7 protein-coding genes are annotated in these 12,756 nt (G+C 72.1%); 5 read left to right on the top strand and 2 right to left on the bottom strand.

Translation table 11 applies throughout. The features are described 5' to 3' along the window. Positions 1-15 precede the first annotated feature (15 nt). A complete protein-coding gene (locus tag AC2YHB_RS18480) occupies positions 16-552 on the top strand; it encodes an endonuclease V (RefSeq protein ID WP_179650163.1) in 537 nt (178 codons plus the stop codon). A 21-nt stretch (positions 553-573) separates the two neighbouring features. On the opposite strand, the gene AC2YHB_RS18475 is transcribed toward AC2YHB_RS18480, so the two are convergent. Next, positions 574-1,923 carry an HNH endonuclease gene (locus AC2YHB_RS18475; protein WP_179650161.1) on the bottom strand — a complete coding sequence of 450 codons (1,350 nt, stop codon included), beginning with the start codon at positions 1,921-1,923 and terminating at the stop codon, positions 574-576. A gap of 937 nt (positions 1,924-2,860) precedes the next feature. Here AC2YHB_RS18475 and AC2YHB_RS18470 point away from each other — a divergent pair. Next, positions 2,861-3,022, top strand: a complete 162-nt coding sequence (locus AC2YHB_RS18470; protein ID WP_179650159.1) for a hypothetical protein — start codon at positions 2,861-2,863, stop codon at positions 3,020-3,022. A 21-nt stretch (positions 3,023-3,043) separates the two neighbouring features. Here AC2YHB_RS18470 and prfB read toward each other — a convergent pair whose 3' ends face one another. Continuing rightward, positions 3,044-4,162: a peptide chain release factor 2 gene (gene prfB, locus AC2YHB_RS18465; protein WP_036548244.1), complete on the bottom strand. Its 1,119-nt coding sequence runs from the start codon at positions 4,160-4,162 to the stop codon at positions 3,044-3,046. Between the two features lie 202 nt (positions 4,163-4,364). Between prfB and AC2YHB_RS18460 the strand changes: the two genes are divergently transcribed. The 3 genes from AC2YHB_RS18460 (at position 4,365) to AC2YHB_RS18450 (ending at position 12,710) form a co-directional block, all read left to right on the top strand. Continuing rightward, a complete protein-coding gene (locus AC2YHB_RS18460) occupies positions 4,365-8,231 on the top strand; it encodes an Ig-like domain repeat protein (protein WP_487354444.1) in 3,867 nt (1,288 codons plus the stop codon). A 26-nt stretch (positions 8,232-8,257) separates the two neighbouring features. Further along, positions 8,258-11,635 (top strand): Ig-like domain repeat protein, encoded by a 3,378-nt coding sequence (locus tag AC2YHB_RS18455; protein WP_487354443.1) that lies wholly within the window; start codon positions 8,258-8,260, stop codon positions 11,633-11,635. 100 nt (positions 11,636-11,735) lie between these two features. Then, a complete protein-coding gene (locus tag AC2YHB_RS18450; protein WP_487354442.1) occupies positions 11,736-12,710 on the top strand; it encodes a YihY/virulence factor BrkB family protein in 975 nt (324 codons plus the stop codon). The last annotated feature ends 46 nt before the right edge of the window (positions 12,711-12,756 follow it).

Here is a 12,756-nt window from a genome sequence, read left to right as displayed (position 1 = left end):
TTCTAGGGTGGAGCGATGGACGGCGTGACGCGGGTGGGCGCCGTCGACGTCCACTACGACGGTGACGGCGGAGGGCGCGCCGCGCTGATCGTGTGCGAGGACAGCACCTGCTCGACAGTGACCTCCGAGCACGTGGTCAGGATCGCCCGCACCCTCCCCTACGAATCCGGCGCGCTCTACAAGCGTGAGCTGCCGTGCATCCAGGCCGTCCTGACGTCCGCGCCGCCCGTCGACCTCCTGCTCGTCGACGGCTACGCCACCCTCGACCCGAAGGGCCGCCCCGGGCTCGGCGCGCATGCGGCTCGAGCGTTCGGCATTCCGGTGATCGGCGTCGCGAAGACGTCATTCCACTCAGCAACCCACGCAATCGAAGTGATCCGTGGCGCGGCCACACGGCCCCTCTACGTCACGACCGCCGGAGGCGTGTCGCTCGACAACGCCGCGCGCCTGGTCGCCGCGATGGCTGGCAGCCATCGTCTGCCTGACGCCCTGGCCAAGGCGGACCGTCTGGCCCGCGGCCGCGAAGAGCCACGCACCATTGGCCCATTCTGAGGGTCTTCCAGCTCGTCCCTGTCAGGCGATGAGCTGGTAGCGGCCGGGGCCGGTCTGGACGTAGCGGGGTTCTCGCCAGCCGGGTGGGGCGGGTGCGGTGGCGGTGTAGCGGTGGCCGGTCGGGGTGATCGTCTCGACCTGGTGACGGTCGACGGGGTGCCCGACCTGGTGTTGTCGCCAGCCCGGGGCTTGTTTGGCGTGGTTGCACGCCTGGCACAGCCCCTGGCCGTCGTCGGCCGTGGTGTCGCCACCGTCGGCGACCGGGGTGATGTGGTCGTTGTGCCGGACCGGGGCATCACAGAACGGGGTGGCGCAGATCCCGGCACCGCGCAGGGCGAGGAACTCACCCATCGCCTTCGTGTGGAACCGGGATCGGGTGGTCATCGCGACCAGCCGGCCGAGACGGTTGCGGTACAGGCACCGGAACCAGCTGATCACCTCGCTGTCGGACGGCTGGTTGATGGCCTGGGCGAGGAGGTTGCGGGCGACTTCGGGCGGCACCACCTCGGCTGGTACGCCGTCCGCGGAGACCTCCGCAGGGGCGTGGCCACCGGCCAGGGACTCGTCCGAGATCACCACGTCGACCGTGACCGGCACCGCCGGCGCCGCCTCGGGGGTACCCGTGTCGGCGACGCCGGTGAGCCGAGCGACCATCAGGTCGCTCATGAGCTGCCCCAGGCTGCGGGGATCGCCCGCGGCACGCGCCGCTTCCGCTGCCTTGCGGAGCGCGGCATAGGCCGCGACCCCTTGGGCGACCGGGACCAGTGCGGTCAGGTAGGTCATCGTGTCCGGCGCCGGGCGGACGGTCACGTTGCGGTCGGCTTGTGCTTTGCGGGCGCGGCGGGCGACCGCGGCGGGGTCGAGCTCGGCCACCAGCCGGCGGATCCGGCCGACCAACTCCCTCGTCCCGACCCCGTCGAGGGCGGCCGGGTCGGCACAGGTCTCCTCGTCGGCGAACATCCGCAGCTCGATCGGCAGACAAGCCGTCTCCCGCGCCAGCAGCATCGCCCGGAACTCCGACAACGATCCGTCGCGCAGGCGGGCCAGGGTGTGCGGCATCTCGGAGTGCAGCACCTTCGCCAGACCGAGAAGGACCTGCCCGCGGTGGGGTGACTCACGACGGGCGAGCGCGATCTCGGAGGCGACACCACGGCCCTGGCGGGCCGCCTGGACCCCGGCCGCTGCCTCGTCGGCGCGGCGGCGGGCGTCGTACACCACCGACGCCTCGGCCTGCACAGCAGCCGCCGCGGACTTCAACGTCTCCAGCGCCGCGATCACGTCGATCTGCGCGGCCGGGTCGTCCGGGCACACGCCAGCGGTGATTCGGTCGACGAACGACCGGACCTCCTCTGCCGTGAGCTGCGCTGCCATACCCGTATGATACTCGAACATATGTTCGATCCAAGATGCTTGCTCGAGGCTGTGGACAACGGAGTGCGGCAGGGACGAGCGCTCCGCGCCGGCGTCGACGGCAGGGCTCGAGACCGTGACGATCGGTAGGTCAAGCGTCGTAGAAGGAGCGCCACGGCGACGCCCGGGACTCCCTGGGCACGAGCACCTGGTGCTTCGAGTTGAGAGGACCCGGTTGGCCCGCGCGACAGGTAAGGCCCACGACGTCCGCGCCAGGCCCCGTGCCTCTGATTGCGGCTGCCCGCGGTCGGGGCACTCCACTCCGGCAGCAACACGCCCGACACCCGCCGCCGTCAGGCGCGCCACCATCTCTGAGCGCCGTAGCCGCGTAGTCCAACAGAAGCGGAGCGGCAAGATGGTCCAGTGAGCAAACGCCATACGCGAACACCACGTGAACGACACGAGGCGTACCTGCGTGTACTTGAGGCCAGGCGTTTGAGCACTAGCCCGGACCGGCTACGCGAGTTGGCGAGGGACCCTGTTCCGCCAGTGCGCCTATGGGCCTCCGGCAATCCGAACATGCCACCTGACGCACTTGAGGAACTCGTCCGCTCAGGCGAGACGAGTTGGGCGCTCACCAATCCCTCAACTCCCCTGTCAGCACTTCGAATCGCGGCTGAGCGCGAGCGACAGGAGCAGGCGGAGGCGGAGTATCCCTCCATCTGGGTCCGCGCCTATTGCTACATGCACCCGAATGCCAGCCGAACCCTCCGACGCGAACTGCGAACGCAGGGCGTCCTGCGACAGGTGCGCGCCACCTGGGGGCTGTACTGGCGCGGCAGAGCTCAAGCACCGCACTCCACCCGATACGAGTGAGACCCTGCACCCGACGGTCTGGCTATGAACGGACCCGAAGCCACGCCTTTACCAATCAAAGTCGATCGAGTTGAATGACTTTGTGCAAGAAGGCTTCCCGCTCCCCCGCTGGGCATGGCGCAGCGTCGGCGCAGCCACGGCCCTGGGCCTGCTGCTCGCCAGCGAGGTCGTCGGTGCCCTGGGCGCGGTCGTGGCCTTCGCCGTCGCCGAGGTCATCTTCGACGCGGCCGACCTGGAGCGCTGAGCGCACCCCCGACCGACCAGGTCAGTTGTCGGAGGCGTTGTCCGCCCCGCGACGCCAGCGGATGCCGGCCTCGAGGAAGCCGTCGATCTCGCCGTCGAAGACGGGCTGCGGGTTGCCGGTCTCGTAGCCGGTGCGCAGGTCCTTGACGATCTGGTACGGGTTGAGGACGTAGTTGCGCATCTGGTCGCCCCAGCTCGCGGCGACGTCGCCCTTGAGGTCCTTCTTGAGCGCGGCCTCCTCGGCCTTCTTCTTCGCGAGGAGCTTGGCCTTGAGGACGATCATCGCGGCGGCCTTGTTCTGCAGCTGCGACTTCTCGTTCTGGCAGGACACCACGATGCCGGTCGGGATGTGCGTGAGGCGGACCGCGGAGTCGGTCGTGTTGACCGACTGGCCGCCGGGGCCGCCGGAGCGGAAGACGTCGACGCGGATCTCGTTCTCGTCGACCTCGATCTCGTCGGTCTGCTCGAGCTGGGGCACGACCTCGACGGCGGCGAAGGAGGTCTGGCGGCGGCCCTGGTTGTCGAACGGGCTGATCCGGACCAGGCGGTGGGTGCCGACCTCGACGGAGAGGGTGCCGTAGGCGTACGGCGCGTGGATCGCGAACTCGGCCGACTTGATGCCGGCCTCCTCGGCGTAGGAGATGTCGTAGACCTCGACGGGGTACTTGTTGCGCTCGGCCCAGCGGGTGTACATCCGCATCAGCATCTCGGCGAAGTCGGCGGCGTCGACGCCGCCCGCGCCGGAGCGGATCGTGACGATGGCCTCGCGCTCGTCGTACTCACCGGAGAGCAGGGTGCGGACCTCGAGGCCCTCGACGGCCTTCTTGATCCGGTCGAGCTCGGCGTCGGCCTCGGCCTGGGTGTCGGCGTCGCCCTCCTCGGCCGCCAGCTCGGCCAGCACGGCGAGGTCGTCGATGCGCTGCTGGAGGCCGCGGAAGCGCTCCACCTGGCCCTGCAGGGAGGACAGGCGCCCGGTCACCCGGGTCGCGTTGTCCTGGTCGTCCCACAGGTCGGGCGCGGCGACCTGGACCCCGAGGTCCGCGATCTCCTGCTCCATCTTCGGCAGGTCGAGGACCTGCTCGATGGTGTGCATCGTCGCAGTCAGCTGCTTGATCTCGGAGTCGTAGTCGGGTCCAGCCACAAGGTGCAAGGTTACGCACCCTGCGGCAGGAGCGGCGAAACGAGCCGTTCGCCAAGGCCTTGGTGAAAAAAGGTGAACTTCTTTCAGAAAAGGGATGTGGGCCCCGTCACAACCTGCTTGACTCCCGCCACTCCCTCCGCCACACGGGCTCCCGTGCCCGTCCCTCTCGGGTGGCACCCCCCCACTCACGGGACGGTGACGCATGCTCCCTGCGCCGAACGACAGCACCCTCCAGCCCAGCCGCCGCCGCGCGGCGCGCGACTTCCGGCGACGGATGGCCTGGCTGAGCGTCCTCGCGACCGTGGTCGCGACGCTCGTCGGGGCCGGTACGACGCCCGCCCTCGCCGCGCAGGCCAGCGGTGACGACGTCGCGGTGTGGAGCACCGGGTGGGCGTGGACCTACCAGACCAGCTTCCGCTACACCGGCGACACCGCGGACGTCACGATCAACGAGAACGTCACCTACACGGTGGCCGGCGTCGAGACCTTCCAGGGGCAGAGCGCCTACAAGCTGAACATCTCCGGCACGATCACCGGCGGTGGCGGCAGCGCCCAGGTCGACGGCGTCGGGAACGCCACCCTCAGCAACTTCTCCGGGTCGGTGAGCGGCACCCGCTACGTGCGCCGCTCCGACCTCGCCCTCCTGCAGGAGCAGCAGCACCAGGACCTCCGGGCCAAGGCGTCGATCTCGATCATCTCGACCAACATCACCGCGGCGGTCGACCTCGAGATGACCCCGCGCGGTGGGTGGCGCGCGATCGACTTCCCCGTGGAGGCGGGCCAGTCGTGGCAGAGCGACGTGGACGTCGACTACACCGGCGGCTTCACGTACGACGCCGGCAGCTACGGCAGCGGGGCCGACACCTTCGACGGGGTCTTCTCCCTCGACGCCCCGGCCGCGGTCACCAACGCGACGGCCAGCGTGCTGGCGGGCAGCATCGCGACCCGTCGGGTCCACACGCAGAGCTCCGACGGCAGCCTGGTCAGCACGCACTGGTGGTCGCCGGTGCACCGCAACGACGCCCAGGAGTACCTGAAGCTCCCGCTCGACGGCGCGACGCTGACCCTCGACCGCAAGCTGTCGTCGTCGAGCACCCCGGCTCCGTCGACGACCCTCACCACCACGATCACTCCGTCGCTGTCCTGCGCGGGCGGTGACGTCACCGTGAGCGGCAAGCTCAGCACGGGCGCCGCGGGCGTCCCGGTCTCGCTCTTCCTCGACAAGTCGCCCGTGACGCCGGGCGCGAGCATCACCGCGAGCGCGACCACCACCTCCGGTGGCAACTACAGCGTGACGGTCGCCGCCCCCGCCGAGTCCGACGGCCTGCAGAAGGCCGGCGCCCGTGGCAGCTGGGGCGTCGTCGCCTCGGCCGGCGGCGCGACCGGCGCCGCGACCCTCGTGGTCACGCCGAAGGCCTGCAGCACGCTGGCCTACACCGGCGACCTCACCGCCCCCCAGGGAGGTACGGCGACCGTGCGGGCCACGCTCACCGACCGCACCGGCGGCGCGGTGTCCGGCCGGACGGTCAGCTTCACGCTGTCGGGCGGCGCCACGGCGAACGCCACCACCAACGCCGCAGGCGTGGCCGAGACGACCATCGCGGTCGCCGGTCCCCCGCGCAGCGCGACCGTCTCGGCGTCGTACGCCGGGGACGCGACGCTGGAGCCCGCCTCGACGAGCGAGACCTTCACGGTCGGCGCCATCGCGACGACCACGACGGTCAGCGCCGACCCCGCGGTCGTGACCATCGGCGACCCGGTCCGCTTCCACGCGAGCGTCGTGCCGACGCACGGCGGGTACCCCGCCGGCACCGTCCAGTTCCGGGTCGACGGCTCCGACTTCGGCTCCGCCGTCGCGCTCGCCGACGGTGAGGCGACCAGCGCGGCGCTCTCGACGCTCGGCCTCGGCGACCACACGGTCGTCGCGGTCTACAACGGCACCGCCGACCACGCGACCAGCACGTCGGCGGCGGTGACCTTCCGGGTCCGCGAGCCGCTCAAGCCGACGACGACCACGTCGTCGGTCGACCCGGCGAGCGCGGTCACCGGCCAGCCGGTGACCCTGGGCGCGACGGTCGCGACCGCGACCGGGACCCCCACCGGCGAGGTCGTGTTCACCGTGGACGGCGAGGAGGTCGGCAGCGCCCCGGTCGGCCCCGACGGCAACGCCAGCACGACCGTCACCGACCTGCCGGTCGGCAGCAACCCGGTCGTCGCGACCTACACCGGCGACGACGTCTTCGGCCCGAGCTCGGCGGCGCCGCGCACGGTGACCGTCAGCAAGGCGGCCGTCGAGGTCACCCTCGTCGCGTCGGACTCCTCGACCGTGACGGGCGAGGCCGTGGGCCTCACCGCGACCGTTGCGGTGCAGGCCCCCGGCGGCGGTACGCCGGGCGGCACCGTCCAGCTGCTCGTCGACGGCACCGCGACCGGTGCCCCGGTCGCGCTGACCAACGGCTCGGCGACCTTCCCGCCGCTGACCTCGCTGAGGGCCGGGAGCCACACCCTGGCTGCGGCGTACTCGGGCAGCGGCGGCTACCAGTCCGGCTCCGACCAGGTCGGGCAGGACGTCGCGAAGGCGGACACCACGCTCGCCCTCCTCGCCAGCCCCTCCCCGTCGCTGCAGGACCAGGAGGTCGAGCTGACGGCCACGGTCGCGGCGGTCAGCCCGGGCTCGGGCGACGCCACCGGCACGATCACCTTCTACGCCGGCACCGACGCGATCGGCTCGGCCCCGCTCTCCGGCGGGACCGCCGTGCTCGCGGTGTCCGACCTCGCGCCGGGCTCCTACCAGCTCAGCGCGCGTTACGCGGGTGACGACGACTACCGCGGCAGCAGCTCGGCCCCGGTGAGCCACACGGTCATCGAGGGCACGGCGGTCGTCGCGACGTCGACGGTGCTCACGTCGAGCACCAACCCGTCGACGTACGGCGAGCTGATCACCTTCCGCGCCGAGGTCTCCGCGGCCGACGACAGCGCCCCGGGCGGGACCGTGCAGTTCTCGGTCGACGGCCAGGACTTCGGCGGCGCGGTCGCGGTCGGTCCCGACGGGGTCGCCGAGAGCGCGACGCTCGCCTCGCCCGACCCGGGCGACCACACGGTGATCGCGGCCTTCACGCCCGCCCCCGGCTACGCAGGAAGCGGCGACATCCTCGTCCAGACGGTGGCCGCGGCCGGCGTCGACGTGGCGCTGTCGTCGACCGACGCGGACGCCCAGGTCGGTGACGAGGTGCGCTTCAGCGTCGAGGTCTCCTCGCAGCAGGCCGGCACCGGCGTGCCGACCGGGTTCGTCCAGTTCTCCGTCGACGGCCAGCCGCTGGGCGACGCGGTCGAGCTCGAGGACGGCGCGGCGACGAGCATCGCCGTCGGCGACCTCGCGCCCGGCACGCACGCGGTGACGGCGCTCTACTCCGGCGACATCCACTTCCGCCCGCAGCTCGAGGAGCTCACCCAGACGGTGGCGAAGGTGGCGACCACGACCGGGCTGAGCGTCTCGGCGACCACCGTCACCTACGGCGACGGCCTCGTCCTCACGGCGCTGGTCTCGCCCGCCAACGGCGACCTCGGCGTCCCGACGGGATCGGTCACCTTCCTGGCCGACGGCGAGGAGATCGGCTCCGTGCCGGTGGGGCCGGCCGCGGGCGGTGCGGCCTCGGCCCAGCTGTCCACGGCAGCGCTGCCGGCGGGCGCCCACCACCTGAGGGCGGTCTACGGCGGCAGCGCGGTGCACGACGGCAGCGGCTCCGCCGTCGTCGACGTCACCGTGGCCAAGCGCGCGACGACGACCACCGCCGAGGCGGCGGTCGTGAAGGTGACCCCGCTCGGCCTGCCGCTCGGCCAGCTCCGCGCGACGGTCACGACCTCCGCGGGCCCGCTCGCCGGCGTACCGGTGGAGTTCAAGGTCGGCGCCAAGGTCGTGTGCACCTCGGTGACCAACGGTGCCGGCGCGGCCACGTGCAACGCCGGGTCCCAGCTGGTCGCCCTGGTCCTCAACGGCGGCTACACGGCCACCTTCCTCGGGGACGCCAACCACCTCTCGTCCACGGCGCGCGGCGCCATCCTCAAGTGAGTCCGGCCATGGTGAAAGGAACTCCCGTGCGCAGACTGATCTCCCTCGTCGCGGCATCGGCGCTGGCCATCGGCACCCCGGTGCTGCTGGCCGCGCCGGCCGGCGCCGACATCACGGCGCCCGCCAACGGGGCCGTGCTCCGCGGCAACGCCACCCTCTCGGCGAGCGGTGCCTCCGACGGCACCGGCTGCCTCAGCGGCAGCAGCCCGCAGACGACCCTGCAGCTGATCAACAGCGGCGGCACGGTCGTGTTCGAGAGCGTGCAGGGCGGCACCGGCGCGAAGAGCGCCACCGTCGACACGCACGCCTACGCCAACGGCGCCTACACCGCCCGGGCGATCGAGCGGAAGCGCTCCGGCTTCCTCTACTGCACGAACAGCACGACCACCACCAACCGCTCGGTGTCGATCGACAATGTCACCGATCTCGCCTACTCCGGCGCCACCGAGGGACCGCAGAACACCTCGGTGACGGTGCGGGCCACGCTGACCGACCCGAACCTGGCGGCCTCCGTGCTGCCCGGCCGGACGGTCACCTTCACCCTGTCCGGTGGTACGTCGGTCAACGGCACCACCAACGCCAACGGGGTCGCGACCGCGAGCCTGCCGGTCTCCGGCCCGCCGCGGACGGCGACGGTGACGGCGTCCTTCGCGCAGACCTCCTTCTACAAGGGCTCGACGGCATCGAGCAGCTTCACCGTCGAGAAGAACCCGTCGACCACGACCGTCGTGCAGCCCGCTGCCGTGGTGCACGGTCAGCCGGTGGCGTTCACCGCCCAGGTCGCGCGGGTCAACGGCACCAGCGACCCGACCGGCACGGTGCAGTTCACGGTCGACGGGGCCGACTTCGGCTCCCCCGTCACCGTGAGCGGCGGCTCGGCGACGTCGGCGAGCACCGACTCGCTCAGCACCGGCACGCACGCGATCGGCGCGCGCTACAGCGGCGACGGCAACCTGCTCACCAGCACCGCCTCCACCAAGGACCTGGTCGTCGGCAAGGCGCCGACGTCGACGGTCCTCACCAGCACGGGCTCCCCGACCGTCACCGGTGAGGCCGTCACGTTCACCGCCGACGTCGGCGTCGTCGCCCCCGGCGCCGGCGCCCCCGCGGGCGGCGTGCAGTTCAACATCGACGGCGAGCCCTACGGCACCGCCGTCCCGCTCGACGGCGACAGCGCCGAGCTCACCGTGGCGAACCTCCGCCCCGGCAACCACGACGTGCAGGCGACGTACAACGGCAACGGCGACTTCGCCTCCAGCAGCTCGGCGGCGCTCACCCACGGCGTCAACCGGGCCGACACGACGGTGACGCTGAGCTCGTCCAACCCGGACGCCGTCGCCGGCGAGCCGCTGACCTTCGCCGCCGACGTCGACGTCGTCGCCCCGGGCGCCGGCGAGCCGACGGGCACCGTGCAGTTCGCCGCGGACGGCGAGCCGATCGGTGCGCCGGTCCCGGTCACCAACGGCACGGCGGTCTCCCTCGCGACCGGCCTCGACGCCGGTGAGCACGTGATCACCGCCAACTACGAGGGCGACGACAAGTTCGCGGGCGGCTCCGACAGCCTCGACCAGGAGGTCGCGGCCGCACACACCACCACCGTCGTCACCAGCTCGCCGAACCCGTCCGTGGTCGGCCAGCCGGTGACCGTCACCGCGACCGTCTCGCCGGTCAGCCCGGCGACGGGTACGCCGCAGGGCGCGGTGCAGTTCGAGATCGACGGCGTCCCCGGCGACTACGCCACCCTCGAGGACGGCGCGGCGGAGATCCAGGTCAGCACGCTGGCCCGGGGCTCCCACGAGATCAAGGCGCGCTACCTCAGCGCCGACCCGAACTTCATCACCAGCACCTCGGCCGCCGCGACCCACACGGTCAACAAGGCGTCGACCAGGACCGTCGTCACCAGCTCCGCGCCGGTGTCGGTCTTCGGGCAGCCGGTGACCTTCACCGCGGAGGTCTCCGTGGTGGCGCCGGGCGCGGGCTCGCCCTCGGGCACGATCACCTTCACCGACGGCGACACCGTCCTCGGCACGGCCGACGTCAGCTCGGCCACCGGCGGGGTCGGGTCGGTCACGGTCGACGACCTGTCCGTGGGTCAGCACGCCGTCGTCGCGACGTACGACGGCGACGACTCCTTCAGCGGCAGCAACGGCTCGGTCGCCCAGAAGGTCCAGCGGGCACAGACCTCGACGATGGTGACGTCGTCGGCGAACCCGTCGCAGTCCGGCGAGGGCGTGCGGTTCACGGCCGCCGTCTCCCCGGTCGCGCCGGGCGCGGGCAGCCCGTCGGGCACGGTGCAGTTCACCGTCAACGGCGCCAACCTCGGTGGCCCGGTCGCAGTCGTGGACGGCGCGGCGACCAGCAACCTGTTCAGCTCGCTCTCCCCCGGCACCTACCGGATCGCCGCCGCCTACAGCGGTGACGCCCGGTTCGTCGCCAGCAACGGCGTGCTCGACCAGGGCAACGGCCAGAACGTCGTCAAGGGCGCCACGTCGATGGCGCTCGCCTCGGACGACCCGGTGGCGGACCACGGGCAGACGGTGACCTTCACCGCCACGGTGACCGCGCTCGCGCCGGCCACCGGGAAGCCCACGGGCGTGGTGCAGTTCTGGCGCGGCGGCACGCTGCTGGGAGCCGCCAGCCTGGTCCCGGCCTCGGAGGCGCGGACCAGCCGGGCGTCGTACTCGACGGCGGGGCTGGCTCCCGGGCAGCACGAGATCCGCGCGGTCTACGTCGGCAACTTCAACTTCGAGGGCCAGGTGGCCACGACCAACCAGGCGGTCGGCGCGGTGGGCACCGTCGTCGGGATCGCGTCGGCCACCAACCCGTCCGTGTACGGCGACCCGGTGACCCTCACCGCCACCGTCGCGAACGCGGCCCCCGGCGTGGGCGCACCCACCGGCACGGTGGTGTTCCGCTCCGGTGACGACGTGCTCGGCGAGGCCGACCTGTCCACCGCCGACGGCAGCACCACGGCGACGCTCGAGGTCGACGGCTTCGCGGCCGGCAGCCACGAGCTGACGGCGTCGTACTCGGGCGACGGGAGCCACGCGGCCGGCACGTCGCCGGTGCTGCTCCAGGTCGTCGAGCGGGCCCAGCCGACGCTGGTCGCGCACGACGTGGCGGACCCGCTGGTCGACAACTACTCGCGGGTCGAGGCCACCCTGACCGGGCTGGACGGCGCCCCGCTGGCCGGCCAGGAGCTGGTGTTCACGACCGGGCCGGTGCTCAACGGCGGCGTCACGGCCGTGTGCTCCGCGGTCACCAACGCGGACGGCTACGCGAAGTGCGACGTCCCGCTGCGGTGGGGCGCGCTGATCCTGCAGGGCTTCGAGGTGCGCTTCGCGGGCAACGACAGCTACGCCCCGGCCGTGGCGCGCACGGTGTACGAGGACCCGAACGACTGACGTTCCCTTCCCACCCCCAGGACAGCGGGCCCCGGTCGTCGACCGGGGCCCGCTGTTCGTGGGCCTTCTGCTCGTCGAGCGACGGGGTACCGCACAGGCCATGAGCACCCAGACCCTCCAGGACCGTGTGCCCGGCGCCGACGCCGACAAGCCGACCGAGATCCCGCGCCGCGGCTGGTGGCAGGTGGTGCGGCGGGCCTGGCGGGAGGCGAAGTCGGATCAGGTCCCGCTCCTCGCGGCCGGCGTGGCGTTCTACTCGTTCCTCGCGCTCTTCCCGGCGATGATCGCGGCGGTGATGCTCTACGGCCTGGTCCGCGACCCCGCCGACGTCCAACGGCAGGTCGACGAGCTCTCCGCGACGCTGCCGTCCGACGCGGCCTCGCTGCTCACCACGCAGCTCGAGGCGCTGACCACCACGTCGAGCAGCTCGCTCGGTCTCGGGCTGATCATCAGCCTGGTGCTCGCGCTGTGGAGCGCGTCCGGTGGCGTCGGCAACGTGATGACGGCCGTGAACCTCGCGTACGACGAGGAGGAGACCCGCGGCTTCGTGAAGCGCAAGGCGCTGGCCCTCGGCCTCACCCTCGGCGCGATCGTCTTCGTGGTGGTGACGGTCGGCATGGTCGCGGTCGCCCCCGCACTGCTGGACAACCTCGTGGGCGCGGGCCCCCTGCGCTGGGCGCTGGAGGTGGCCCGCTGGCTCGGTCTCCTCGTGGCGATGTCGGTCGCGCTCGGTGTGCTCTACAAGCTGGCCCCGGACCGCGACGCCCCCAAGTTCCGCTGGGTCTCGATCGGGTCGGTCGTCGCCACCGTCCTGTGGCTCCTCGCCAGCCTCGGCTTCTCCCTCTACGTCGACAACTTCGGCTCCTACAACAAGACCTACGGCGCACTCGCCGGCGTCGTGGTCCTGCTGCTCTGGCTCTGGATCACGATGTACGTCGTCCTGCTCGGCGCCGAGGTCAACGCCGAGGCCGAGCAGCAGACCGCCGAGGACACGACCGTCGGCCCGGAGCGGCCGATGGGCCAGCGGGGTGCCGTGAAGGCCGACAGCCCGCCGGGAGACCCGGGCTCGACCTGAGCGCTAGAGTCCACGCTGACGCCTGAGTCCGTCCCCCCAGGAGCAG

The organism is Nocardioides sp. SRI_004 (assembly GCF_057586415.1).
The sequence above is the reverse complement of the archived record's forward strand: the minus strand, read 5'-3'. Positions and strand labels throughout refer to the sequence as shown.